Raw genomic sequence first — 24373 nt, 5'->3', positions numbered from 1 at the left:
CAAATTGCCAAACCCGCACAAACTGCCGACAATGTCGCCTGTTAACAGAGGCTTCGGGTCGGCGAAGTTCAGAAAAACAAGACGGTGGCGGCGCGACAGTTGCGCTGTCTAAGTCGGAGGAGGGAGCTAGATGTCGTCTGTGCAAATCCGCGACGTGCGGAAATCGTTCGGCAATTTTGAAGTCCTGCACGGCGTGTCGATCCCGATCGAGGACGGCCAGTTCGTCGTCCTGGTTGGCCCCTCCGGCTGCGGCAAGTCGACGCTTCTGCGCATGCTCGCGGGCCTCGAGAACATCACCTCCGGCACGATCTCGATCGGCGATCGCGTCGTCAACAATGTCCAGCCGAAGGAGCGGGACATTGCGATGGTGTTCCAGAACTACGCGCTTTACCCGCACATGACGGTCGCCGAGAACATGGGCTTCTCGCTGAAGCTGCGGAATGCCGGCTCCGACGAGATCAACAAGCGCGTCAAGCGCGCCGCCGAGATCCTCGCGCTGTCGCCGCTGCTCGATCGCTATCCGCGCCAGCTCTCCGGCGGCCAGCGCCAGCGCGTCGCCATGGGCCGCGCCATCGTGCGCGATCCCCAGGTGTTCCTGTTCGACGAGCCCTTGTCGAACCTCGACGCCAAGCTGCGCGTCGCCATGCGCACCGAGATCAAGGAGCTGCACCAGCGGCTCAAGACCACGACCGTCTACGTCACGCATGACCAGATCGAGGCCATGACCATGGCCGACAAGATCGTCGTGATGCATGACGGCATTGTCGAGCAGATGGGCACGCCGCTCGAGCTGTACGACAAGCCGGACAACCAGTTCGTTGCCGGCTTCATCGGCTCGCCCGCCATGAATTTCCTCAAGGGCCATGTACGCGTGAACGGCGTTGCCACCTTCGAAGGTCCGAACGGCGTCAAGCTGCCGCTCAAATCGGCGCCGGCGAACTCCGACGGCCGTCCCGCGGTCTACGGTGTGCGGCCCGAGCATTTCACCATCGCCGATGACGGCGCCGAGGCCGAGATCGTCGTGGTCGAGCCGACCGGTTCGGAGACGCAGGTGTTCGCCAAGGTGGGCGGTGAGCAGGTCGTGGCGGTGTTCCGCGAGCGTCACCAGTTCAACCCGGGCGACAAGGTGCGGCTGAAGCCGGACCCGTCGGTGGTTCATCTGTTTGACGAGGCGACGGGTAAGCGCATGTAGCTGCGTGACTTAACTTTAGACTGCCAAATACAAATAAAATTCAGGGAGAGAACGATGAGCGATTTCGACAGGCGCAGTGTGCTTAAAGCCGGCCTGGGCGGCGCAGCCTTGCTGGCCGGCCCGGGCATCGTCCCGGTCCGAGCTGCGGAGTGGACCAACACGCCGGAGCCGAATGCCTCCATCCGCGTGCTGCGCTGGAAGCAGTTTATCCAGGCCGAGTTCGACAAATTCGCCGAGCAGACCAAGAAGTTCTCCGAGAAGACCGGCGTCAAGGTGAAGCTGGAAGCCGAGAGCTGGGAGGACATCCGTCCGAAGGCGGCCGTTGCCGCCAATGTCGGCGCCGGTCCCGACCTCATCATCGGCACGCTCGACGACCCCCACAAATTCCCGGAGAAGCTGATCGACGTCACCGATGTCGCCCAATATCTCGGAGCCCAGTATGGCGGCTGGTATCCGGTGGCGGAGAAGTACGGCAAGAAGGGCAATGGCTGGATCGCGATTCCGCAAGGCGCGACCGGTGGCTGCCTGAACTATCGCATCAGCCACGTGAAAGCCGCGGGCTTCGAGCAGTTCCCGAAGGACACCGATGGCTTCCTCAAGCTCTGCCAGGCGCTGAAGAAGAACAACACCCCGGCCGGCTTCGCGCTCGGTCATGCCACGGGTGACGCCAACGGCTGGTGCCAATGGGCGCTGTGGGCGTTCGGCGGCAAGGTCGTCAACGAGAAGAACGAGGTCGTGCTCGATTCTCCGGAGACGATCGCTGCGCTCGAATACGTCAAGCAGCTCTATGCGACGTTCATTCCGGGCGTGCTGTCCTGGAACGACTCGAACAACAACAAGGCCTTCCTCAATGGCGAGCTCAGTCTCACCCTGAACGGCATCTCGATCTGGACCGTCGGCAAGAACTCCCCTGATCCCAAGCAACAGGAGATCGCCAAGGACATGGACCACGCGCCGATGCCGATCGGCCCCGTGGGCAAGCCGACCGAACAGCAGAACATCCTGGTCTACTACGGCTACAAGCACTCGAAGTATCCGAAGGCGGTCAAGGAATACATCAAGTTCATGATGGACAAGGAGAACTACGACGCCTGGGAGGTCGCCTCCAACGGCTACGTCTCGCCGCCGCTGCCGGCCTACAACGACAACCCGGTCTGGACCTCCGATCCCAAGATCACGCCGTACCGCGACTGCCTCAAGCGCTGCCTGGACAACGGCTATGCCGGCGATCTCGGCTACGCCTCGGCCGCGGTCATGGGCGACTTCGTCGTGGTCGACATGTTCGCCGAAGCCGCCTCCGGCTCGGCCACGCCGCAGGAAGCCGCCAAACGCGCCGCCGAGCGCGCCAAGCGCTACTACCAAGTCTGATCCGCTAGCGCGGCGGCGTCCAGTTCGCTGGGCGCCGCCGTCGTCGTTCTGTGAGGGAGTCCGACATGGCCGTCATTGCCGAGCCCGTCGCGGCGCAGGTCAAGCGCAGCAGCCTTTGGAGGAGGGCATTCGAAAGCCGGAATTTTCTCGGCGCCATGTTCATGGTGCCGGCGATCGCCATCCTGATCCTGTTCCTGGCCTACCCGCTGGCGCTCGGCTTCTGGCTCGGCATGACCGACACCAAGATCGGCGGCGTCGGCCGCTTCATCGGCTTCCAGAACTTCGTCTCGCTGTCCAAGGACTCGGTGTTCTGGCTGTCGGTGTTCAACACCATCTTCTATACGGTATTCGCCAGCATCGTGAAGTTCGCGATCGGACTCTACCTGGCCCTGCTGCTCAACGAGCGGCTGCCCTTCAAGTCGATGATGCGCGCCATCGTGCTGTTGCCGTTCGTGGTGCCGACCGTGCTGTCGGCGATCGCCTTCTGGTGGATCTATGACAGCCAGTTCTCGATCATCTCCTGGGTGCTGATCAAAGCGGGCCTCTTGAATCACTACATCGATTTCCTCGGCGATCCCTGGAATGCGCGCTGGTCGGTCGTGCTCGCCAACATCTGGCGCGGCGTGCCATTTGTCGCCATCACGCTGCTGGCGGGATTGCAGACCATCTCGCCGTCGCTCTACGAGGCCGCAAACCTCGACGGCGCCACCAACATGCAGCGCTTCCGCCACATCACGCTGCCGATGCTGTCGCCGATCATCGCGGTCGTGATGACGTTCTCGGTGCTGATGACGTTCACCGACTTCCAGCTGATCTACACCATCACGCGCGGCGGGCCGATCAACGCCACGCACCTGATGGCGACGCTGTCGTTCCAGCGCGCCATCACCGGCGGCAATCTGGGCGAGGGCGCGGCGATCTCGAATGCGATGATCCCGTTCCTGGTCGCCGCGATCCTGCTCAGCTTCTTCGGGCTTCAGCGCTCTCGCTGGCAGCAGGGCGGGAGGGACTGACCCATGACCACCGTGGACGACCAAAGCGTCGGAATGGACTATCTGGAAAGCTTCCCGCGGAAGTTTCTCCGGGTCTACCTCCCGCTCGGCCTGATCATCTTCTTCCTGCTGTTTCCGTTCTACTGGATGGCGGTGACGACGTTCAAACCCGATGCGGAGATGTACGACTACGAGAAGTACAATCCGTTCCTGATCGCGCATCCGACGCTCGAGCATATCCACAAACTGTTCCTCGAGACCGACTATCCGCAGTGGATGTGGAACACCGTCATCGTCTCGGTGTCCTCGACCTTCATCTCGCTGTTCGCCAGTGTCTGCGCGGCCTACGCGATCGAGCGTCTGCGCTACAAGGGCTCGCGCTATGTCGGCCTTGCGATCTTCCTCGGCTATCTGGTCCCGCCCTCGATCCTGTTCATTCCGCTGGCGGCGATCGTGTTCCAGCTGGGCCTGTTCGACGGCAATCTCGCGCTGATCCTGACCTATCCGACCTTCCTGATCCCGTTCTGCACCTGGCTGCTGATGGGCTATTTCCGCACCATTCCCTATGAGCTGGAGGAATGCGCGCTGATCGACGGGGCGACGCGGCTGCAGATCCTGGTCAAGATCACGCTGCCGCTGTCCCTGCCGGGAGTGATCTCGGCCGGCATCTTCGCCTTCACCCTGTCCTGGAACGAGTTTATCTACGCGCTGACCTTCATCTCATCCTCGGAGAACAAGACCATTCCGGTCGGCGCCATCACCGAGCTCGTTAACGGCGACGTCTATCATTGGGGCGCGCTGATGGCGGCGGCCCTGACTGGCTCGGTCCCCGTAGTTATCCTTTATTCCTTCTTCGTAGAGTACTATGTGTCGGCGATGACCGGCGCCGTGAAGGAGTGACCAGCGGGGCCTGCCTGAGAACGCGCCAATACGTTTCAAGAGCGGCGCGTTCCGGCCAATAAGAAGGAGTAGGCTCTTGCACATTCTGGTTCTGGGCGCGGCCGGCATGGTTGGTCGCAAATTGTGTGAACGGCTGTTGCGCGACGGCCGGCTCGGCATGAGCGACATCACCAAGTTGACCATGCATGACGTGGTCGAGCCCAAGAAGCCGGAAAAGGCCGGTTTTGCCGTCGAAACCGTCTCGGGCGATTTCGCCGTGCCGGGTGCGGCCGAGAAGCTGATTGCAGGTCGTCCCGACGTGATCTTCCATCTCGCTGCGATCGTCTCGGGCGAAGCCGAACTCGATTTCGACAAGGGCTACCGCATCAACCTCGATGGCACGCGGATGCTGCTGGATGGCATCCGCCTCGTCGGCGGCGGCTACAAGCCGCGCGTGGTGTTCACATCCTCGATCGCGGTGTTTGGCGCCCCGTTCCCGGACGCGATCGGCGACGAGTTCTTCCACACCCCGCTCTTGAGCTACGGCACCCAGAAGGCGATCGGCGAACTGCTGCTGGCCGATTATTCCCGTCGCGGCTTTCTCGATGGCATCGGCATCCGCCTGCCGACGATCTGCATCCGGCCCGGCCTGCCCAACAAGGCGGCATCGGGCTTCTTCTCCAACATCCTGCGCGAGCCGCTGGCCGGCAAGGAGGCGATCCTCCCGGTGTCCGAGGACGTCCGCCACTGGCACGCGACGCCGCGCTCGGCCGTCGGCTTCCTGCTGCACGCCGGCACCATGGACCTCGCGACCGTCGGTCCGCGCCGTAACCTGACGATGCCCGGCCTGTCCGCGACGGTCGGCGAGCAGATCGCGGCCCTGAAGCGTGTTGCCGGCGAGAAGGTCGCAGCCCGCATCAAGCGGGAGCCAGATCCCTTCATCGTCGGAATCGTCGGCGGCTGGCCGCGCAACTTCAACCCCAAGCGAGCCCTCGAGCTCGGCTTCACCACCGCCGAGAAGAATTTCGACGATATCATCCGCATTCACATCGAAGACGAACTCGGCGGCAATTTCGTCGCCTGAGTTGTCGGATGAACAGCGTGGATATGACGATGGCGAGCGTGGCTTGCATCGGCGAGTGCATGGTCGAGCTTCGGCAGGCTCAAGGTGGGCAGGCCGGGCAGGGCGGTGGCCTGTACTCGCGCGGCTTTGGCGGGGACACCCTCAACACGGCGGTTTACCTGGCGCGGCTCGAGGTCAAGGTCGACTATCTCACCGCGCTCGGCGATGACGCCCTGAGCGAGGAGATGATCGCGGCCTGGAATGCCGAGGGGGTCGGCACGCGGCGCGTGGTGCGGCTGCCCGGCAAGCTGCCAGGCATCTACATGATCCAGACGGACGGAAAGGGTGAACGCCAGTTCTTCCACTGGCGGGACAGTGCGGCGGCACGGCAGCTGATGAGCCTGCCGGAGACGGACGAGCTGCTCAACTCGCTGATGAGCTACGACATCGTCTATCTCTCCGCGATCACGCTCTCGATCTACGATGCGCCCGGCCGCGAACGCCTGTTCGCGGCGATCAAGCGCGCGCGCCTGCTCGGCACTCGCTTCGTATTCGACACCAATTTTCGCGCGCGCGGCTGGCCTGATCGCGATGTCGCGCGCGAGGTGTTCGCCGTGGCCTTTGCGGCCGCCGACATCGTGCTGACCTCGACCGAAGATCTGCTCGCGCTCTATCCCGGCGAAAGCCGTGAGCAATTGATGGCGCGCATTCCGACGCCCGAACTGGTGTTCCGGCTCGCCGAGCCCGTCAGCCTGCTCCGCTTTCCCGGCGGGACCGGCGAGGCCCGGGCCGAACCCATGAGCAAACCGGTCGTTGACACTACGGCGGCTGGTGACAGTTTTGCGGCGGCCTATATCGCAGCCCGCCTCACGGGTTCCGATCCGGGCGAGGCCGCTCAGGCCGGGCACCGCCTCGCCAGCCTCGTGATCTGCTATCCCGGCGCCATCATTCCGGGCTATGCCATGCCGCCGAAGAAGCGGCACCGGCCGGCAACCACGCGTCAGGCCACCAAGTGAAACGAAAGCCAAGATGACCACTGCTGCCCAACAGAACCACCTCGTCGCGCTGTTCAAGGCCGCGACCGTCATCCCCGTCCTCACCATCGAGCGCATCCAGGATGCCGTGCCGCTGGCGCAAGCCTTGGTGGCGGGCGGTGTGCGCACGCTGGAGGTGACCCTGCGCACCCCCATTGCGATCGAGGCGGCCCGAGCGATCATGTCCGAAGTGCCCGACGCGGTCGTCGGCATCGGCACCATTCTTAATCCGGCCGACTTCACCCGGGTCGAGAAGCTCGGCGTTGCCTTCGGCATCAGCCCAGGCCTGACCCCCGATCTCCTCAAGGCCGCCACCGACAGCTCCCTGCCGTTTGCGCCGGGCATTGCCACCGCCTCCGAGCTGATGATGGCGCTGTCCTACGGCTTCGATGTCGCAAAGTTCTTCCCGGCCGAGCAGGCCGGCGGCATCAAGGGGCTGCGCTCGCTTGGCGGTCCGTTTCCGAACGTGCGGTTCTGCCCGACCGGCGGGGTCGGCGAAGCCAATGCGGCAACCTGGCTCGCCGAGCCCAATGTGGTCGCGGTTGGCGGCTCCTGGCTGTGCCCGACGGCGGAGATCCGGGCCGGGAACTGGGCCGGCATAACTGCCATCTGCCAGCGCACCCTTCACGCGCTTAAACCTGCGTGAAGTCTTGCCATCCCTGGGCTAAGACTTAGCTCAGGTAAGAGACTCCAGGGAGAAAAGACCATGACCGCCAGCATCGTCGGATGGGCGCACACGCCGTTCGGCAAGTTCGACACTGAAACCGTCGAAAGCCTCGTCACCCGAGTCGCCAACGAGGCGATGGCCGATGCCGGCATTTCGGCCTCCGACGTCGACGAGATCGTGCTCGGCCATTTCAACGCCGGCTTCTCGGCGCAGGATTTTACCGCCTCCCTGGTGCTCCAGGCCGACCCGAAGCTGCGCTTCAAGCCGGCCACCCGGGTCGAGAACGCCTGCGCGACCGGCTCGGCGGCCGTGCACCAGGGCCTGCGCGCGATTGCCGCAGGCGCTGCGAAGATCGTGCTGGTAGTCGGCGTCGAGCAGATGACCCGCACCCCGGGACCTGAGATCGGCAAGAACCTGCTCAAGGCGTCCTATTTGCCCGAGGACGGCGACACCGTCGGCGGCTTCGCCGGCGTGTTCGGCAAGATCGCCAGCTCCTATTTCCAGAAATACGGCGACCAGTCCGATGCGCTGGCGCTGATCGCGGCCAAGAACCACAAGAACGGCGTCGCCAATCCCTTCGCGCAGATGCGCAAGGATTTTGGCTTCGACTTCTGCCGCGCGGAGAGCGAGAAGAACCCTTATGTCGCCGGCCCCCTGAAGCGCACCGATTGCTCGCTGGTCTCCGACGGCGCCGCCGCCCTGGTGCTCGCCGATGCCGAGACTGCCAAGGGCATGGCTAAGTCGATCGGCTTCCGCGCCACCGCGCACGCCCAGGACTTCCTGCCGATGAGCAAGCGCGACATCCTCCAGTTCGAGGGCTGCACGGTTGCCTGGCAGCGCGCGCTGGAAAAGGCAGGGGTGACGCTCAACGATCTCTCCTTCGTCGAGACCCACGACTGCTTCACCGTCGCCGAACTGATCGAGTACGAAGCCATGGGCCTGACGCCGAAGGGGCAGGGCGCCCGCGCCATCAAGGAAGGCTGGACCCTCAAGGACGGCAAGCTGCCGGTCAATCCGTCCGGCGGGTTGAAGGCCAAGGGCCATCCGATCGGCGCCACCGGCGTCTCCATGCATGTGATGACCGCGATGCAGCTTGCGGGGCAGGCGCCCGAGGGTATGCAGCTCAAGAACGCAAAACTCGGCGGCATCTTCAACATGGGCGGCGCTGCGGTCGCCAACTACGTCTCCGTGCTGGAGCCGTTGAAGTAGGTCTTGTAGGGTGGGTTAGCGGAGCGTAACCCACCACGCTTCCGCGTTCGCTTAACCAACTTGGTGGATTATGCCAGCGGCTAATCCACCCTACGTTTCTTGCGCTAGATCATGGTGGGCCGGTTCCGGCCCGCCTTAATGCTCCTGATTGATTTGCAGGGAATGCATCATGAGCACTGACTACGAAGATTCACTGTCGCTGGAGGCCCTCAACGATCGCATCGCGATCCTTGAGGACAACATCCGCCAGCTGATCGAGCAGGCTGCTGCCGCCTCCGGCGAGCAGAACGAGTCGCGCATCGCCGATCGCATCAACCAGCAGAACGACGAGCTCGACCGTCTCATGAAGATCCGCGAATCCCGTCAGAAGAAATAGCGGCAGTATCGGCCCTGCGCATGCGGCCATACGCCGGCCGCCCTTGCGCGTCCGGCGTCGCTGCCCTTAGCTGGACCGAAATCGCGGAGCCGCATCTCGAGCCCGCGCAATCGGGAGCGAACGGATGGGGCCGTTGAAGGGCATCAAGGTCGTCGACATGACCACCGTGCTGATGGGTCCCTATGCGACCCAGATGCTCGGCGATTACGGTGCCGAAGTCGTCAAGGTGGAATCGCTCGATGGCGATGTCACCCGCCTGATCGGCCCGATGCGGCATGCGGGCATGGGTCCGGTGTTCCTCAACACCAACCGCAGCAAGCGCTCGATCTGCCTCGATTTGAAGAAGCCGGCGGGGCGCGAGGCCGTGCTGCGGCTGCTGAAGGATGCCGACGTGCTCGTCTACAACGTCCGGCCGCAGGCGATGGCGCGGCTTCAGCTCGGCTATGACGTCGTCTCCGCAATCAACCCGCGTCTCGTCTATGCAGGCGTGTTCGGCTTCGGCCAGGACGGGCCCTATGCCGCCAAGCCCGCCTATGACGATTTGATCCAGGGCGCGACCGGGCTGCCTGCGCTGCTGGCGCAGACCGGTGACGGCGTGCCGCGCTACGTGCCGAACGCGCTGGTCGATCGCATCGTCGGCTTGACCGCCGTCGGCGCGATCTGCGCCAGCCTCGTGCATCGCGACCGCACCGGGCGCGGTCAGCGCGTCGATATTCCGATGTTCGAGACCATGGCCGGCTTCGTCATGGGCGACCACATGGGCGGGCTGACCTTCGAGCCGCCGCTCGACAAGGGCGGCTATGCTCGCCATCTTTCGCGCGACCGCAGGCCTTACAAGACCTCGGACGGCTATCTCAGCGTCATCGTCTACAACGACAAGCAGTGGGAGAACTTCTTCAAGGCGACGGGACGCGACGACCTGCGCGCCGATTCCAAATTCGCGACCTTCGCCGGCCGCGCCGCCAATATCGACGTCGTCTATGCCGAGCTTGCGCGCATTTTCGAGACGCGCACCACCGCCGAATGGATCGAGCTGCTCACCAAGGCCGACGTGCCCGTGATGCCGATGCACGATCTCGCCTCGATCCTGCACGACGATCATCTGGAGGCGACCGGCTTCTTTCCGGTCGTCAACCATCCGACCGAAGGTCCGATCCGCAGCATGAAGGTCACGGCGACCTGGTCGGACAGCCAGGCCGAGCCGGTGCGCCTGGCGCCGCGCCTCAACGAGCACGGCGCGGAGATCCTGCGCGAGATCGGCTACGCCCCTGACGAGATCGCCGCCATGATCCGCGACGGCGTCACGCGGCCGGCGGCGGAGTAGGGGGATTCATGAGCTTCATCACCGGCGTCGGCCTCACGCCGTTCGGCAAGCACGAAGGCTCATCCTCGCTTGACCTGATGAGCACGGCTGCCCAACTCGCGCTCGACGATGCCGGGCTGAAGCGGGCCGAGATCGACGGCATCCTCTGCGGCTATTCCACGGTCTCGCCGCACATCATGCTGGCGACCGTGTTCGCCGAGCATTTTGGCATCCGCCCGTCTTACGCTCATGCTGTGCAGGTCGGCGGCGCCACGGGCCTCACGATGACGATGCTCGCCCACCATCTCGTCGAAGCGGGCGTTGCGCGCAACGTGCTCGTCGTCGCCGGCGAGAATCGCCTGACCGGACAGAGCCGCGATGCCTCGATCCAGGCGCTGGCACAGGTGGGGCATCCTGAGTACGAGGTGCCGCTCGGGCCGACCATTCCCGCTTATTACGGCCTCGTCGCCAGCAGATACATGCACGAATACGGCGTGACCGACGAGGATCTCGCCGAATTCGCGGTGCTGATGCGTGCGCACGCCTGCACGCATCCTGGTGCGCAATTCCATGATCCGATCACGGTTGCCGACGTCATGGCCTCGAAGCCGGTGGCGATGCCGCTCAAGCTGCTCGACTGCTGTCCGGTGTCCGACGGCGGTGCGGCTTTCGTCGTCAGCCGCGAGCGGACCGGAGAGGCGGGGGTGCGTATCCGCGGCTGTGCCCAGGCGCACACCCATCAGCATGTCACGGCGGCGCCGGACTTGAGCGAACTCGGCGCTGAGATCTCCTTCGCGCGCGCGAAGGAGGCCACGGGCCTCGCGATCTCCGACGTGCGCTACGCCGCGATCTACGACAGTTTTACCATCACGCTCGCGATGCTGCTGGAAGACCTCGGCCTTGCCGGCCGCGGCGAGGCGGCAGCACGGGTGCGTGCCGGTCATTTCAGCCGCGACGGCGCGATGCCGCTGAACACCCATGGCGGCCTGCTCAGCTACGGCCATTGCGGCGTCGGCGGCGCCATGGCGCATCTGGTCGAGGCCCACTTGCAAGTGACGGAGCGGGCGTCGAATCGTCAGGTGCGTGACGCCTCGATCGCGCTGCTGCACGGCGACGGCGGCGTGCTGTCGTCCCATGTCAGCATGTTTCTGGAGCGGGTGCGATGAGCGAGGATCTTGCGGACTGGACCGGTGGCGAAGAGGCCATCGTTTTTCAGACCTGCACCGCGTGCGGTCATGTGCAGTACTTCCATCGTGCCTTTTGTGCGGCGTGTGGAACGGGAGGTCCGCGCGAGGAGCGCGCCAGCGGCAGGGGCACGGTCTACGCGGCCTCGCTGGTCTGCCGGGCCGCCACGCCGGAGACGCGCGCCCACGTGCCCTACAACATCCTGCTGGTCGATTGCGCCGAGGGCTTTCGCATGATGGCCCATGGCGAGAACGGACTGTCGATCGGCGATGCCGTCACCGCGAGCTTCAGGCCTTTTGCCGGCAAGCTCGTGCCGTACTTCACGAAGGAACCGTAACGGGATCCGTCATTCGGGGGCGGTCCAAGGGACCGAGCCTGGAACGGGTATTCTGGGCCTGGCCTGTGCGAGAGCCACCCCGGAATGACGAAAACTGAAGAACCCTGACTAGCGCCCGTAGAACAAGATGCTGGCGATGACGAGCATCGCCGTCACCGCCAGCATATGCGCGAGCGCTCCCGAGGCTGCCCCCTTGGTGGCTTCCTTCATGCCGTTATCTCCCTAGACTTGGGCGTGACTCATCGTTGCGTGGTGAGCGCGCAGACGGCCAATTGTTTTTACTCGGAACACCCCACTTCGAGTATTCACCGCAATGTGTCCCCACGCGGCGAATATCGACTGTGCCAAGGTCGATCAGCAATGCGGCGGCAATTTGACTCGATGATGTTGCTCCTGCGTCCGCCCGCAATTAGAGTTCGAGGGAACTTAGCGCGACAACGACAATAAGCATCAAAAGCCTCAGGAAAACTCAAGGCAAATCATGGCCCGCATCGACTACAGCGACCCATCCAAGGCGTCCGACCGCACCCGCGAAATCCTCGACAAAAATCGAAACGCCAACATCTTCCGCATGATGGCGCATTCGCCGAGCTATTTTGAGCAGTACTGCCGGCTCGGCGGTGCCATCAGGCACAAGGGCGAGCTCGATCCTGTCGTGCGCGAGCTCGCGATCACACGTACCGGCATTCTGTGCGAAGCGCCGTACGAGGTCATCGCGCACAAGCGCATCGGCAAGAATGTCGGCGTCACCGACGCGCAGAACGAGGCGCTCGAAAACTGGCAGGCCGCAACCTGCTTCGACGAGACCCAGCGCGCTGCGCTGGCTTTCACCGACGAGATCGTCAAGCTCAAGAAGCCGACCGATGCGACCTTCAAGGCGATCGCCGCCAGGCTGACGCCCGCGGCACTCGTCGAGCTGCAGCTCTCGGTCGGATTCTACATCATGACGTCAAAGTTCCTGGAGACATTCGAGATTGATCTCCAGCCCGTCACCGAAGTGGTGGGCTGATCCAAAGCTTGGGCGAGCGAGGAATGGTCATGACGATCGATGAATATGCGGCTTGGGCCGCGATAACAGCGAAAGTCGATGAACATCCCTCGAACGAACGGCTGTCCTATCTCGGGCTTGGCCTTGCCGGTGAAGCCGGCGAGGTCGCCGAGCACATCAAGAAGCTGCTGCGTGACGACTGGCTCGACAAGGCGGGTCTCGTCGAAGAGCTCGGCGATGTCATCTATTATTGGGCCTGCCTGTGCACTGCCACCGGTCAGCAACCGTCCGAATTGCTCAAGGCCAGCGCCGCCAAGATCAAGCGACGGATCAGCGAGGCGGCAAGCCGGTAGAGTGCGAGGCGCATTTGGGGCACCGTCAGTTTCCGCGCCGTCATGGCCGGGCTTGTCCCGGCCATCCACTCCTTACCGCGCGAAAAGAACGTGGATGTCCGGGACAATCCCGGGCATGACGAGCACTCGGGGATGAGACCACTAAGTCGACGTCAGGATGTCGACCTTGGTGTTGGCGACGATCAGTCGATCGGCCAATAGTTGCGCCAGGTTGCGCATGATCCGCTCGGAGGCGCCCGGGTGCTGCTTGCGGAAGCGCTCGAATTCTTTCAGAGGGACCACGAACGCGGTCGCCGCCATATCCGCGAACACGTCGGCGGAGCGGATGGTCTCGATCAGGGCCATCTCGCCGAAGGCCATGCCGGCAGTGAGCGTCGCCAGCCTGACGCCGTCCGGTAGGGTGACATGCACCGCGCCGCTGCGCAGGAAGAACAGCGCATCGGCGGGATCGCCCGTGGTGATGATCTTTACGCCGGATTGATAGGTCCTGATGGTGCAAATCGAGGCAAGGTCGATCAACTCTTCCTCGCCGAGGCCGTCAAGCAGCGGCTGCTCCGACAGCTCGGTGGTCTCATGAAAATCGATCGAGCCGCCATAGCGGTAAACGATCTGGTCTTCTGCCCATTCGATGGCGGTGTCGAGCAGGTAGAAGTCGCGAACGTTCTTCAGCTCCGCGGTCCATTCCCGCAGGCTGTCCCACTCCCTGGAGGCGCGGCGGACGCCTGAAATCACCACGGTTACATCAAGCGCGGCGAGCTCTTCGAAGGCTTCGGCGATGAGCCGGGCGCCGGCGCGCGTGGTCGACGTGACGCGGTGCAGGTCGAACACGACGATTTGCGGCCGCGCTCGCCCCGCAAGCCGACGCGAGACGTAGTCGACGGCCGAGAGCGACAACACGCCGACCAGCTCGATCACCCGCACCGCCTGCTCGTGCGCGACGAGGATGTCGCGCTCCTGCTGGCGGCGGACGCGGCGTGACGGGCTCTTGCCGATGTCGTAGTCGGCAATGACGGCGTTGCGGGCGTCGTCGCTGCGGTTGAGCATATGCAGGTCATAATGTGACGACAGCGCCTCGCAGACCTTGATGCCACGCACGCTGTTGCCGTGCTTGTCGAGTTTCGGCGAGTAGCTGCCGAGGCCGAGGCGGGCGGGGAGCGCCGCCAGGATGCCGCCGCCGACGCCGCTCTTGGCGGGGATGCCGATGCGGTAGATCCATTCGCCGGCATAGTCGTACATGCCCGACGACGTCATCACCGACAGCGTGCGCGAGATCGCGTAAGGCGTCAGCACCTGCTCGCCGGTCACCGGGTTGATCCCGCGATTGGCAAGCGTTGCCGCCATCACTGCGATGTCGCGCGCGGTGACCAGCACCGCGCATTGCCGGAAATAGACATCGAGCACGCCGGCGACGTTGTCCGAGATCACCGCGTTGGTCTTGAGCAGATAGCCGATGGCGCGGTTGCGATCGCCGGTCTGGCTCTCGGACGCGTAGACCGCCTCGTCGACGGCGAGGTCGCGCCCCGCGAACCGGCCGAGCGCGAGCCGGATCTGCTCGAAGGCCTCCGGGCCCTTGCTGTCGTAGATCAGCCCGGTGCAGGCGATCGCGCCGGCATTGACCATCGGATTGAACGGATGGTTCTCCGAATTGAGCCGGATCGAGTTGAAGGGATCGCCCGACGGCTCGACGCCGATCGCACTCTCGACCTTGCCCGCGCCGAGCAGGTCCAGCGCCAGCGCGAACACGAACGGCTTCGACATGGACTGGATGGTGAAGGGGACCCTGGAGTCGCCGACCTCGTAGACATGGCCGTCGAGCGTCGCGAGGCTGATGCCGAAATAGGCAGGGTCGGCCTTGCTCAGCTCGGGAATGTAGTCGGCCACCGCGCCTGACGTCTCGGCGGAGAATTCATTGAGGCAAGTATCGAGAAACCGCAGCAGCGGCGGCTTCGAGCGGGTCCAGGCAGATGCGGGCGGCGGTTGCGCTATCATCGCATCCTTGTGCAACGCAATCGGGACACGCGCAACCCGTCGATACCAGCGTGCCCGTCCGCGTGACGTCCGAACGCAAGATGCCGATCGTCATCTCGATATCGTCTGTTTCAGATTGTCGCGGGCAAGAAAGCTGCGGGCGGCGCGAGCTTAACTCGCGACGATCGCGATCGTCTGGCCTTCGGCGACGAGGTCGTCGATGTCAACGAGGAGTGATTTGAGCGTGCCCGATGCAGGAGAAGGCACCGGTATCTCCATCTTCATCGCTTCAACCAGCACAATCTCATCGCCATCGGCGACGGTTCCTCCAACTTGCACGGGAGTTGCGCAGACCCGACCGGCGACCTCCGTCACGATCTTAATTTCTGGCATGCCATCGCCTTTTTGTTGTCGTCGCAAAATGCCTGAGGTAGCGTCATCTGCAAGTGGAATTTAATTCCGCAGAGCGGAACAAACGGTAGGGATCATGGGACGACGTTCGGAGCGGTTAAGCAGGCAAGGTGCGCTCGCTGGCGATGCCGGTGAGGGTGATGTCATCCAGGTGGTGTCGCGCGCGTTCGACGTGTTGCGATGCTTCGAGGGCCATGAAGCGCGGCTCGGCAATCTCGAGATTTCGAATCGCTGCGGCCTGCCGCGCTCGACGGTGTCGCGCCTCACGCACACGCTGACGCGCATGGGACAGCTGGTCTATTTGCCGCGCGATCAGAAATATCGCATCGGCCCCAGCGCGGTGGCGATGAGCGCCTCGATGATGAAGGGTGCGCAGCTTCGCAGCATGATCCGCCAGCGGTTGCAGGAAGTCGCCGAGCAGCTTCCAGGCACGGTCGGCTTCGTCGTGCCCGATCGCTTCCATCTGGTCTATCTCCAGTTCGCGCGGTCGGCCTCTGCGCTCGGCCTGCACGAGGGCACCGGCAGCCGCATCTCGATGGCCTCGACCGCGGCGGGCGCGGCCTACACGGCAGCCCTCTCGCCGGAAGTCGGCGATGCCTTCATTGCCGAGATGGAGCGGGAAGCGCCTGAGGCTGCAAAGATCCTCAAGCCCCGCATCGAGGCCAACAGGCAGTCGCTGCGCGAGCGCGGCTATGTCGTCGCCTGCGGCTTGTGGAGCCCGCACATCAACGGCCTCGCGGTGCCGATCTGGGCACCGCAGTATCAGACCTTCGTGGTCATCACGATCGGTCTGTTGTCCGCGATGTATGACGAGCAGCGTCTGCATGCGGAAGTCGCGCCGCTGATGCTCGAACTCGGCCGCTCGCTCGGCAGCTTGGTGGAAGGCGCGGAAGGCGACGTCTTCAACAACCGCATTTCGCGTAAACCGGTCGCAATGGCCGTGCACAACAATAACAAGCCGATCCATTCGGAGGGAGTGAATGAACTGGAAGCCGGAACTCGACGAGCTCGCCCGGCGCGAAGCCTTCGCGCGGGAGATGGGCGGCGTTGACAAGGTCAAGCGACAGCATGACCAGGGCCGGCTGACAGTTCGGGAACGCATCGACGGACTGATCGACAAGGGGACTTTCCACGAGATCGGTGCCGTCTCCGGCATCGGTGAGTACGACTCCACCGGTGAGTTGCAGAAGGTGACGCCGGCGAACTGCGTGTTCGGCCGCGCGCGCGTCGACGGTCGCACTGTGGTCGTGGTCGGCGATGACTTCACCGTGCGCGGCGGCTCCGCCGATGCGTCGATCTCGGCCAAGCCCTTAATGGCGGAGGAGATGGCGCACGACTTCCGTCTGCCCATCATCCGCATCATCGAGGGCTCGGGCGGCGGTGGCTCGGTCAAGACCATCGAGACCAAGGGCGCGGCGAATCTGCCTGGAGGAATCGGCGGCACCCGCTGGTACCGGTTCACGACCGAGAATTTGTCGCGCGTGCCCGTGGTCGCGCTCGGCCTCGGCTCGGTTGCAGGGCTAGGTGCTGCACGTCTTGCATCGAGCCACTATTCCATCATGACCCGCAAGTCCGCGATGTTCGTCGCGGGCCCGCCGGTGGTGAAGGCGCTGGGGCAGGATCTCTCGAAGGAGGAGCTAGGCGGCGCGGACATCCAGACCCGCGCCGGCGCGATCGATCACGCCGTCGAGACGGAAGAGGAGGCGTTTGCCTGCGCGCGACGCTTCCTGTCTTACCTACCGTCGTCGGTTTACGAGCTGCCGCCGACCTTGCCCTGTACCGACAATCCGGAGCGCAGCGACGAGGCGCTGATCAACGCAGTGCCGCGCAACCGCAAGCAGGTCTACAAGATCCGGCCGATCATCGAGTCCGTCGTCGACGAGGGTTCGTTCTTCGAGGTCGCCAAGAACTTCGGCAAGCCCATCATCGTGGGCCTGGCGCGGCTCGAGGGCAGGGCGGTGATGCTGCTCGCCAGCGACAGTTTCCACTATGGCGGCTCCTGGACGGCCGATGCCTGCCAGAAGGTGGTGCGCTGGGTGGACTTCGCCGAAACCTTCCATCTGCCGATCGTCTATCTCATGGACTGCCCTGGCTTCATGATCGGCCTCGATGCCGAGAAGGCGGCAACGATCCGCCACGGCGTCCGCGCCATGGCCGCAGTCAACCAGACCACGGTGCCCTGGTGCACGGTGATCCTGCGCAACGCCTTCGGCGTCGCTGGCGTCGTGCATCAGCCGGCCGACCGCTTCTCGATCCGCTACGCCTGGCCATCGGCCTATTGGGGCTCGCTCCCGCTCGAAGGCGGCATCGAGGCTGCCTATCGCGCCGACATCGACGCGGCCGAGGACAAGGCCGCCAAACTCGATGAGATCCAGCAGCGGCTCAATAAGCTGCGCTCGCCGTTCCGCTCGGCCGAAAAATTCTGGGTCGAGGAGATCATCGATCCCCGCAAGACGCGCTCGCTGCTGTGCGAGTTCGCGCGGCTGGCCGAGCCACTGCGCAAAGCGGGACCGCCGGAGAGCATGACGATCCGGCCGTAGAAGCGCAGCCGCCCACGTGCCGGAAGTTAACCCAGGTTAAATCCCGCACAAGGGAAACCTCTTTTCGCCGTTGTTCAGGCCCATTTCAGCCAAACCGATAGTGGTTGTTGCTGAGCGGGGCAGGACCCTCCAACCCAGAGTCCTGCAATGATCAACCGAGTTCTTTCGGCGTGCGTTTTTATTGTCATCAGCTCCGTCGCCGCGGAAGCGCGGCCCTATCGCAGTCTTCAGGCCGCCGAGTGCAACGTCACCATGCCGTGCGACTTCTCGTACGCGCAGACGCGCCGTGGGCGTTCTCCCAGGCAGGCATTACAGGCGTATCGCGCAACACAGATGACGGTGACCGATGCCGGCAACACCGCCAGCACGATCAGCGTCTCCGGTGATCGCGTCATTGGTGGTCGTCCGGCCGGTTGTCCGTCGTCTTTTTGTGGCTGCGGCGCTGCGATCCGCGTGTTCGGTCACGTCGTGCCGGAGTTGAATCTCGCGTCCAACTGGCTGCGCTTTCCGCGGACGGCGCCGGCGCCGGGGATGGTCGCAGCGCGCCACGGGCATGTCTTCGTGCTGGAGCAGTCACTCGGTGGCGACATGTGGATGGCGTATGACGCCAATTCGGGCGGTCACGCGACGCGCATGCACGCGCGTTCGCTGCGGGGCTACACGGTCGTGAATCCGCACGGCTGAGGAGGCGGTGCGGGTGTGCAGCATTCTCACACCCGCAGCACTTTCCCGGGGTTCATGATGTTTTGCGGATCGAGCGCGCGCTTGATGGTGCGCATGATGTCGAGCTCGGTCTTCGAGCGGTAGTGGCTGAGCTCGTCGAGCTTGTCGATGCCGATGCCGTGCTCGGCTGAGATCGAGCCGCCCATGGAGGTGACGAGATCGTTGACGGCTCGCGTGATCGCGGCCGTGTATTGGTTCAGCATCTGCTGATCCATGCCGATGGGGCCCATGAACGAGAAATGCAGATTGCCGTCGCCGATATGCCCCAGCGGATAGGGGCGGATGCTCGGGAGAATCTCGAGCACGGCCTTCAGCCCCTTGGCGATGAAATCTGGAATTCTGGAGATCGCCACCGACACGTCGTAGCTGATCCCCGGTCCCTCCGCCCGCGACGCCTCGGCGACGGCTTCGCGGATGCGCCACATGTTGCGCGATTGATGCCCGGCGTGCGCGATCGCCGCGTCGAGCACGCGGCCGGCCTCGAGCTGGTCGGCGAGAAACTGCTCCAGCTTCTCGGACATGCCTTCAGTGCTGCCCCGGCGCGCCCGCGCTGACGACCATTCCAGCAGCAGGTACCACGGCGTGTCCGCCTTCAGTGGATCCTGGACGCCGGGAATGTGGCGCATCACCATGTCGATGGCGGCGCGGCTCATCAGCTCGCAGGAGCCGACATTGTCCTCGGATGCCGCATGGGCTTCGGACAGGATCTCCAGCGCCGCGCGTGGGTCGCGGACAGCCAGCCACGCGGTGCTGATGTCTTTCGGCGCCGGCCACAGCTTGAGGACCGCCTTGGTGATGACGCCGAGCGTGCCTTCGGCGCCCATGAAGAGATGCTTGAGATCGTAGCCGGTGTTGTCCTTCTTCAACGCGCGCAATCCGTCCCAGACGTCGCCGTTGGGCAGCACGACCTCGAGCCCGAGGACGAGATTGCGGGCATTGCCATAGCGCAGCACCTGTACGCCACCGGCATTGGTCGAGAGATTGCCGCCGATCATGCATGAGCCCTGGGCGCCAAGACTGAGCGGCAGGAACCTGTCATGCGCCGCCGCGGTCTCCTGAAGCGTCTGCAGCACGCAGCCCGCCTCGACCGTCATCGCGTAACCGACGGGATCGACGTCCAGCACGCGGTTCATCCGCCCCAGCGACAGCACGATGCCGGTGTGCGCGGGCCACGGCGTGGCGCCGCCCATCAGCCCGGTGTTGCCACCCTGGGGCACGATCGCGATGCCGTGCTGATGGCAGAGCCGCACCACTTTCGAGACTTCCTCCGTGCTGCCAGGACGAACCACAGCGCCGGCGCCGCCGACCAGCAAGCCGCGCCAGTCCGTCACGAAGGGCTGCTTGCCGTGCTCGTCCTCGATAAGGCCTTTCTCGCCCACGATCGCACGCAACGCATCGCGTAGGTGATCGGTCAAGGGAACGGTCGGGATGGCGGGGACGGGCGACGGGAAGGCGGTCGGCATCTTGTTTCCTCTGGCGCATCTTGGTGTGCACTGCGCGCGCGAAGCGCTTGAGGCTCATTGTCCACGTTTGCGTCGCGAAGTCTATCGGCAACACCGGGACAATGTCCCGCAATATCTCTCAACATCTTCGCCAACATCTTGCGCCCCGTCTCCGCTTAGGAGGTGACAGGATTTCATCGATCAGGATTGACAACATGCGATTGAACTCTCGGGCCGCACGTCTCGGCGCAGGCGCGGCCTGCCTGGCGCTTGTGAGCCTCAACCCGGCGTCTGCGGAGCCTGTATTCGACGGTCTGGGCGGCACATGGTCCGGCACAGGTTCGATGAAGCCCTCGGATGGCCCGCGCGAGAAGGTCCGTTGCAAGGTGGCGTACAACATCACCAGGCCCGGACGTTCCGTGAGCCTCGACCTGCGCTGCGCCAGTGATGCCTACAAAATGGTTCTGTCCGCGAACATCGAGCAGAACGGCACGGAGCTCTCGGGCAACTGGTTCGAGAGCGAATACCGCCAGGGCGGCAAAGTCTACGGCACGAACAAGGACGGCTTGATCGAAGCACGGATCGAAGGAAACACGGTGGCCGCGCTGGTGACGATCCAGACCAAGGCCAATCATCAGTCGTTCCTGATGGAAGCGCCGGGATCCTGGATGTCGGAGGTCGCGATCGAGTTGAACAAGGAGGCGAAGCCTGACGGGCGATGAACGTGGAGCGAGAGGCGTCGGGCAACACACCATGTCAACCCCTCTGCGCAGAAATATTCCTGTTTACCGAAATTCGGATATGGCGCATATTGCGCGCATCCCGCCCGCCAAAGGGCGTTTCGCGATCGTCACGAGACGGGGCAGGGAGGCGGTGGCCGCGACGGCGTCGGCGCGCATTCCAGGCTGCAGGGCGGGATTCCCCATGGGGTGCTCCGTGAGCGGCATGAGCGCGGTACGACACGGCGCTGACAGCGTCCTCGTTCGGCCTCGATGGTGAGCGCACGCCAGCCATCGGGGTGCGGGGTGGGGATGTGCGCGGACGGCAAAATCGTGTGGTCCTGACGCCCGGTGTCTGTGCGTCAACTCTTGTGGTGATGTGGGCTCTCCAACCGGATGCACACGTCAGTCATCTGCAAGGCGACGGGGGCAATAGTGCATCGCTCCCCGGGGAGAGCGCGACATAAGCCGTAAAGCCATTGCGCAGGGAAGGCCGGGCGTTCCGGCATCACCTGTAGTCCAACCCGTGCGCGTTGTTTTGCACACGGGACCGCGGGTGCCTGCCGGCGCCCGGCCTTCCCTGCACCCTTTGTCCAGAGGGGTGCGAAACCAGAACGCAAAGCTCGGGCGAAATTAGCCGCGAGAGCGCGAAGGCGTGCCTTCAGCGACGCGTGCGACAGGCGTGGCAACGACGATGCAGCTTGCTCGGTCAGTGCGAGCGAAGCGACGGCTCCTAAGCCATCGCCGGCTTTGCCTGCGGCTTCGGCTGTCGCGACAGGGCCAGCACGATCAGCGAGGCGAACACGCAGAGCGCGCCGGCGACGAAGAAGGCGGGTAGGTAGCTTTGCAGCAGCGTCCGCGACAGGCCCGCCCCGAATGCGGCAGTGCCGGCGCCGAGCTGGTGGCCGGCAAAGATCCAGCCGAACACCAGATTGGCGCGCTCGGGCCCGAACTTCTGCGCGGTGAGGCGCACCGTCGGCGGCACGGTGGCGATCCAGTCGAGACCGTAGAACATCGCGAAGATCGACAGGCCATAGAACGAGAAATCGCTGAAAGGCAGGAAGATCAGCGAGAGCCCGCGCAGGCCGTAGTACCAGAACAGCAGGAAGCGGTTGTCATATCGGTCCGACAGCCATCCCGACATGATGGTGCCGAAGAAATCGAAGATGCCCATCGCCGCCAGCAGGCTTGCGGCCTGAACTTGGGGGATGCCGAAATCGAGGCACATCGGAATCAGATGCACCTGCACGAGGCCGTTGGTCGAGGCGCCGCAGACGAAGAAGGTCGCAAACAGGATCCAGAACGCGCTCGACTTCGAAGCGTCGCGCAACGTGCCCAGCGCAACCGATGTGATCGAGCCATGCGTCACGGGCGGTGCGGGCAGCGGCTCGGTGCCCTCATCGCCGAAGGGGCGCAAGCCGAGATCGCTCGGGCGGTCGCGCATGACGAGCGCCACGGCGGTGGCGGAGACGCCGAGCATGATGCAGACGAAGCCAAGCGCGAGGCGCCAGCCGAAGCGTTCGGTCAGGCTCGCCAGCAGCGGCAGGAACACGAGCTGGCCGGTGGCGACGCTCGCGGTCATCACGCCGATGACGAGGCCGCGCCGCGCCGCGAACCAGCGCGTTGCGATGGTCGCGCCCAATACCAGTGCGGTCATGCCGGTGCCGATGCCGATCACCACGCCCCAAAGTGCCACGAGCTGCCAGACCTGCGTCATGCCCAGCGAGAGTACGAGCGCGGAGACGACGATGAGCTGCGCGGTCAGCGTGACGTTGCGCAGGCCATAGCGGTTGAGGAGGGCGGCTGCGAACGGCGCCATCAAGCCGAACAGGATGAAGCGGATCGAGAGCGCGGACGAGATTTCGGCCGTGCTCCAGCCGAACTCCTTCTGGAGCGGCACGATGAACACGCCGGGCGCGCCGACCGTGCCGGCGCTGATCAAGGCGGCGAAGAAGGTCACGCCGACCATCACCCAGCCATAGTGAATATTGCGGCGGCCGAGCACAGCCGAAAGCCAGTTCGAGATCATTGCCCCTCAATCAGGTTGGCGGGCTGCGGGAGGCCCAGCGTCATGGTTGCAGTCTGGCACGGAAGCGGGAAGTCTGAAATGACAGACTTCCCTCATTTTAGGACGTGTCGGCGCCTAGTGCGCGAGACGCTCGACCGCAATCGCGGTGGCCTCGCCGCCACCGATGCAAAGCGCCGCGACGCCGCGCTTGAGGTTGTTGGCTTCGAGTGCGTGCAACAGCGTCACGATCAGCCGCGCGCCGGTGGCACCGATGGGATGGCCGAGCGCGCAGGCGCCGCCATTGATGTTGAGTTTATCGCGGGGAATGCAGAGATCGCGTTGCGCCGCCATCGCCACCACGGCAAAGGCCTCATTGATCTCGAACAGATCGACGTCACCTGCGCTCCAGCCGACCTTGTCGAGCAACTTGCGGATCGCCGGGATCGGCGCGGTCGTGAACCATTGCGGTTCCTGGCTGTGGGTGGCGTGGCCCTTGATCTCGGCGATGGCAGGCAGGCCATTGCGGTCGGCGAGCGAACGCTTCGCCAGCACCAGCGCGGCCGCGCCATCGGCATTGGCGGAAGAGGCGGCCGGCGTGATGGTGCCGTTGGCGCGGAACGCCGGCTTCAATCCCGGAATCTTGGCGGGATCGACCTTCAGCGGATGCTCGTCATTGGCGATCACACGCGGGCCGGCCTTCTCGGTCAGCGTGACCGGCGCGATCTCGGCCTTGAACGCCCCGCCCTCGACCGCTCTGCGCGCGCGGCTCAGCGTTTCCATCGCATAGGCGTCCTGGTCCTTGCGGGTGAATTGATAGGCTTCAGCCGTGGCCTCGCCGAAATCTCCCATGGAGCGGCCGGTCTCGTAGGCGTCTTCAAGACCATCCATCATCATGTGGTCGATGATACGGTCATGACCGGCGCGATAACCGCCGCGCGCTTTCGCGAGCAGGTAGGGCGCGTTGCTCATGCTCTCCATGCCGCCGGAGACGACGATCTCGGCGGAGCCGGCGCGAATGACGTCGTGCGCCAGCATGGTCGCCTTCATTCCGGAGCCGCAGACCTTGTTGACGGTGGTGGCGCCGGTCGCGTCCGGAAGTCCCGCGGAACGCGCCGCTTGACGCGCCGGCGCCTGGCCTTGTCCTGCCGGCAGCACGCAGCCCATGAAGACCTCATCGACCTTCTCGGGGGCAAGCCTGGCGCGCTCCAGCGCCGCATTGATCACATGCGATCCGAGCTTGTGCGCGGCAAGCGGCGAGAGCTCACCCATGAAGCGGCCGAGCGGGGTGCGGGCGGCGGAGACGATGACGACAGGATCGGCGGCTTCAGCCATGGCAAGGCTCCCTGCGAGAATATGTTGGATTATGGTCATCATATGATGCGCCGCAAAAAATGCAACCGCGTCCGGCATGAGAAAATGTCGTGAGTCGGATGAGAATTGGTCGTTTGAAGGCAGGCGGTGATGGTGACCGAGTCGCGGATCATGAGCGGTGATTGCCGCACACTCGCTGTCATTCCCCGCGAAAGCGGGCAATCCAGTATTCCAGAGACCGTTGCGCTGGAGCCGAGAAGCCGCGGCGTACTGGATGCCCCGACTGCGCGGGGCATGACACCGTC

23 protein-coding genes are annotated in these 24373 nt (G+C 64.3%); 18 read left to right on the top strand and 5 right to left on the bottom strand.

Going from position 1 to position 24373, the window contains the following annotated elements; translation table 11 throughout:
* Nucleotides 1-130: 130 nt before the first annotated feature.
* The 14 genes from X265_RS23690 (at nt 131) to X265_RS23625 (ending at nt 12946) form a co-directional block, all read left to right on the top strand.
* Complete coding sequence (locus X265_RS23690; protein WP_128966986.1) at nt 131-1192, top strand: ABC transporter ATP-binding protein; 1062 nt, start codon at nt 131-133, stop codon at nt 1190-1192.
* Between the two features lie 54 nt (nt 1193-1246).
* Nucleotides 1247-2560, top strand: a complete 1314-nt coding sequence (locus X265_RS23685) for an ABC transporter substrate-binding protein (RefSeq protein WP_128966985.1) — start codon at nt 1247-1249, stop codon at nt 2558-2560.
* A 65-nt stretch (nt 2561-2625) separates the two neighbouring features.
* Nucleotides 2626-3573: a carbohydrate ABC transporter permease gene (locus X265_RS23680; protein ID WP_128966984.1), complete on the top strand. Its 948-nt coding sequence runs from the start codon at nt 2626-2628 to the stop codon at nt 3571-3573.
* A 3-nt stretch (nt 3574-3576) separates the two neighbouring features.
* Nucleotides 3577-4452 carry a carbohydrate ABC transporter permease gene (locus tag X265_RS23675; protein WP_128966983.1) on the top strand — a complete coding sequence of 292 codons (876 nt, stop codon included), beginning with the start codon at nt 3577-3579 and terminating at the stop codon, nt 4450-4452.
* A gap of 76 nt (nt 4453-4528) precedes the next feature.
* On the top strand, nt 4529-5515 hold the full coding sequence (gene denD, locus X265_RS23670) for a D-erythronate dehydrogenase (RefSeq protein WP_128966982.1): 987 nt from the start codon (nt 4529-4531) through the stop codon (nt 5513-5515).
* A gap of 29 nt (nt 5516-5544) precedes the next feature.
* Nucleotides 5545-6510 carry a sugar kinase gene (locus X265_RS23665; protein ID WP_164939038.1) on the top strand — a complete coding sequence of 322 codons (966 nt, stop codon included), beginning with the start codon at nt 5545-5547 and terminating at the stop codon, nt 6508-6510.
* Between the two features lie 13 nt (nt 6511-6523).
* Nucleotides 6524-7174, top strand: a complete 651-nt coding sequence (gene eda / locus X265_RS23660) for a bifunctional 4-hydroxy-2-oxoglutarate aldolase/2-dehydro-3-deoxy-phosphogluconate aldolase (RefSeq protein ID WP_164938754.1) — start codon at nt 6524-6526, stop codon at nt 7172-7174.
* Nucleotides 7175-7234: 60 nt separating this feature from the next.
* Nucleotides 7235-8404: an acetyl-CoA acetyltransferase gene (locus tag X265_RS23655; RefSeq protein WP_128966979.1), complete on the top strand. Its 1170-nt coding sequence runs from the start codon at nt 7235-7237 to the stop codon at nt 8402-8404.
* A gap of 169 nt (nt 8405-8573) precedes the next feature.
* Nucleotides 8574-8780: a hypothetical protein gene (locus tag X265_RS23650; RefSeq protein WP_128966978.1), complete on the top strand. Its 207-nt coding sequence runs from the start codon at nt 8574-8576 to the stop codon at nt 8778-8780.
* A 124-nt stretch (nt 8781-8904) separates the two neighbouring features.
* A complete protein-coding gene (locus X265_RS23645; protein WP_128966977.1) occupies nt 8905-10104 on the top strand; it encodes a CaiB/BaiF CoA transferase family protein in 1200 nt (399 codons plus the stop codon).
* A gap of 8 nt (nt 10105-10112) precedes the next feature.
* On the top strand, nt 10113-11249 hold the full coding sequence (locus X265_RS23640) for a thiolase family protein (RefSeq protein WP_128966976.1): 1137 nt from the start codon (nt 10113-10115) through the stop codon (nt 11247-11249).
* Entirely contained in the window at nt 11246-11605 is a 360-nt protein-coding gene (locus tag X265_RS23635) for a Zn-ribbon domain-containing OB-fold protein (RefSeq protein ID WP_128966975.1), read from the top strand. The genes X265_RS23640 and X265_RS23635 overlap by 4 nt, the downstream gene beginning before the upstream one ends.
* A gap of 481 nt (nt 11606-12086) precedes the next feature.
* Nucleotides 12087-12614 (top strand): carboxymuconolactone decarboxylase family protein, encoded by a 528-nt coding sequence (locus X265_RS23630; protein ID WP_128966974.1) that lies wholly within the window; start codon nt 12087-12089, stop codon nt 12612-12614.
* Between the two features lie 29 nt (nt 12615-12643).
* Entirely contained in the window at nt 12644-12946 is a 303-nt protein-coding gene (locus X265_RS23625; protein WP_164938753.1) for a nucleoside triphosphate pyrophosphohydrolase family protein, read from the top strand.
* Nucleotides 12947-13087: 141 nt separating this feature from the next.
* On the opposite strand, the gene glsA is transcribed toward X265_RS23625, so the two are convergent.
* The gene (gene glsA / locus X265_RS23620; RefSeq protein WP_128966972.1) at nt 13088-14935 is read right to left on the bottom strand and encodes a glutaminase A; all 1848 of its coding nucleotides are present in this window, start codon (nt 14933-14935) and stop codon (nt 13088-13090) included.
* 150 nt (nt 14936-15085) lie between these two features.
* On the bottom strand, nt 15086-15307 hold the full coding sequence (locus tag X265_RS23615) for an acyl-CoA carboxylase biotin carboxyl carrier protein subunit (protein WP_128966971.1): 222 nt from the start codon (nt 15305-15307) through the stop codon (nt 15086-15088).
* A gap of 94 nt (nt 15308-15401) precedes the next feature.
* On the opposite strand from X265_RS23615, the gene X265_RS23610 reads away from it, so the two are divergent.
* The 3 genes from X265_RS23610 to X265_RS23600 all read left to right on the top strand — a co-directional run bounded on the left by X265_RS23610 (nt 15402) and on the right by X265_RS23600 (nt 18549).
* Nucleotides 15402-16376, top strand: a complete 975-nt coding sequence (locus X265_RS23610; RefSeq protein ID WP_128966970.1) for an IclR family transcriptional regulator — start codon at nt 15402-15404, stop codon at nt 16374-16376.
* A complete protein-coding gene (locus tag X265_RS23605) occupies nt 16306-17865 on the top strand; it encodes an acyl-CoA carboxylase subunit beta (protein WP_128966969.1) in 1560 nt (519 codons plus the stop codon). Before X265_RS23610 ends, X265_RS23605 begins: the two co-directional genes overlap by 71 nt.
* Before the next feature lie 147 nt (nt 17866-18012).
* Entirely contained in the window at nt 18013-18549 is a 537-nt protein-coding gene (locus tag X265_RS23600) for a hypothetical protein (protein ID WP_128966968.1), read from the top strand.
* A 26-nt stretch (nt 18550-18575) separates the two neighbouring features.
* Here the strand turns inward: X265_RS23600 and X265_RS23595 are convergent, their stop codons facing one another.
* The gene (locus tag X265_RS23595; RefSeq protein ID WP_128966967.1) at nt 18576-20051 is read right to left on the bottom strand and encodes an FAD-binding oxidoreductase; all 1476 of its coding nucleotides are present in this window, start codon (nt 20049-20051) and stop codon (nt 18576-18578) included.
* A gap of 194 nt (nt 20052-20245) precedes the next feature.
* Here X265_RS23595 and X265_RS23590 point away from each other — a divergent pair, with 194 nt between their 5' ends.
* Nucleotides 20246-20752, top strand: coding sequence for a hypothetical protein (locus X265_RS23590; RefSeq protein WP_128966966.1), 507 nt, complete (start codon nt 20246-20248; stop codon nt 20750-20752).
* Between the two features lie 730 nt (nt 20753-21482).
* Here the strand turns inward: X265_RS23590 and X265_RS23580 are convergent.
* The gene (locus tag X265_RS23580; RefSeq protein ID WP_128966965.1) at nt 21483-22778 is read right to left on the bottom strand and encodes an MFS transporter; all 1296 of its coding nucleotides are present in this window, start codon (nt 22776-22778) and stop codon (nt 21483-21485) included.
* A 114-nt stretch (nt 22779-22892) separates the two neighbouring features.
* The gene (locus X265_RS23575) at nt 22893-24089 is read right to left on the bottom strand and encodes an acetyl-CoA C-acyltransferase (RefSeq protein ID WP_128966964.1); all 1197 of its coding nucleotides are present in this window, start codon (nt 24087-24089) and stop codon (nt 22893-22895) included.
* Between the last annotated feature and the right edge of the window lie 284 nt (nt 24090-24373).

This window comes from Bradyrhizobium guangdongense (assembly GCF_004114975.1).
Lineage (GTDB): Bacteria > Pseudomonadota > Alphaproteobacteria > Rhizobiales > Xanthobacteraceae > Bradyrhizobium > Bradyrhizobium guangdongense.
Note: the sequence above shows the minus strand (reverse complement) of the source record. Positions and strands in the feature narration are given on the sequence as shown.

Bases quoted from the DNA above. Each gene is read 5' to 3' on its own strand.
- X265_RS23690 (WP_128966986.1), top strand. From the start codon at position 131: ATGTCGTCTGTGCAAATCCGCGACGTGCGGAAATCGTTCGGCAATTTT.
- X265_RS23685 (WP_128966985.1), top strand. From the start codon at position 1,247: ATGAGCGATTTCGACAGGCGCAGTGTGCTTAAAGCCGGCCTGGGCGGC.
- X265_RS23680 (WP_128966984.1), top strand. From the start codon at position 2,626: ATGGCCGTCATTGCCGAGCCCGTCGCGGCGCAGGTCAAGCGCAGCAGC.
- X265_RS23675 (WP_128966983.1), top strand. From the start codon at position 3,577: ATGACCACCGTGGACGACCAAAGCGTCGGAATGGACTATCTGGAAAGC.
- X265_RS23665 (WP_164939038.1), top strand. From the start codon at position 5,545: ATGGCGAGCGTGGCTTGCATCGGCGAGTGCATGGTCGAGCTTCGGCAG.
- eda (WP_164938754.1), top strand. From the start codon at position 6,524: ATGACCACTGCTGCCCAACAGAACCACCTCGTCGCGCTGTTCAAGGCC.
- X265_RS23655 (WP_128966979.1), top strand. From the start codon at position 7,235: ATGACCGCCAGCATCGTCGGATGGGCGCACACGCCGTTCGGCAAGTTC.
- X265_RS23650 (WP_128966978.1), top strand. From the start codon at position 8,574: ATGAGCACTGACTACGAAGATTCACTGTCGCTGGAGGCCCTCAACGAT.
- X265_RS23645 (WP_128966977.1), top strand. From the start codon at position 8,905: ATGGGGCCGTTGAAGGGCATCAAGGTCGTCGACATGACCACCGTGCTG.
- X265_RS23640 (WP_128966976.1), top strand. From the start codon at position 10,113: ATGAGCTTCATCACCGGCGTCGGCCTCACGCCGTTCGGCAAGCACGAA.
- X265_RS23635 (WP_128966975.1), top strand. From the start codon at position 11,246: ATGAGCGAGGATCTTGCGGACTGGACCGGTGGCGAAGAGGCCATCGTT.
- X265_RS23630 (WP_128966974.1), top strand. From the start codon at position 12,087: ATGGCCCGCATCGACTACAGCGACCCATCCAAGGCGTCCGACCGCACC.
- X265_RS23625 (WP_164938753.1), top strand. From the start codon at position 12,644: ATGACGATCGATGAATATGCGGCTTGGGCCGCGATAACAGCGAAAGTC.
- glsA (WP_128966972.1), bottom strand. From the start codon at position 14,935: ATGATAGCGCAACCGCCGCCCGCATCTGCCTGGACCCGCTCGAAGCCG.
- X265_RS23615 (WP_128966971.1), bottom strand. From the start codon at position 15,307: ATGCCAGAAATTAAGATCGTGACGGAGGTCGCCGGTCGGGTCTGCGCA.
- X265_RS23610 (WP_128966970.1), top strand. From the start codon at position 15,402: ATGGGACGACGTTCGGAGCGGTTAAGCAGGCAAGGTGCGCTCGCTGGC.
- X265_RS23605 (WP_128966969.1), top strand. From the start codon at position 16,306: ATGAACTGGAAGCCGGAACTCGACGAGCTCGCCCGGCGCGAAGCCTTC.
- X265_RS23600 (WP_128966968.1), top strand. From the start codon at position 18,013: ATGATCAACCGAGTTCTTTCGGCGTGCGTTTTTATTGTCATCAGCTCC.
- X265_RS23595 (WP_128966967.1), bottom strand. From the start codon at position 20,051: ATGCCGACCGCCTTCCCGTCGCCCGTCCCCGCCATCCCGACCGTTCCC.
- X265_RS23590 (WP_128966966.1), top strand. From the start codon at position 20,246: ATGCGATTGAACTCTCGGGCCGCACGTCTCGGCGCAGGCGCGGCCTGC.
- X265_RS23580 (WP_128966965.1), bottom strand. From the start codon at position 22,778: ATGATCTCGAACTGGCTTTCGGCTGTGCTCGGCCGCCGCAATATTCAC.
- X265_RS23575 (WP_128966964.1), bottom strand. From the start codon at position 24,089: ATGGCTGAAGCCGCCGATCCTGTCGTCATCGTCTCCGCCGCCCGCACC.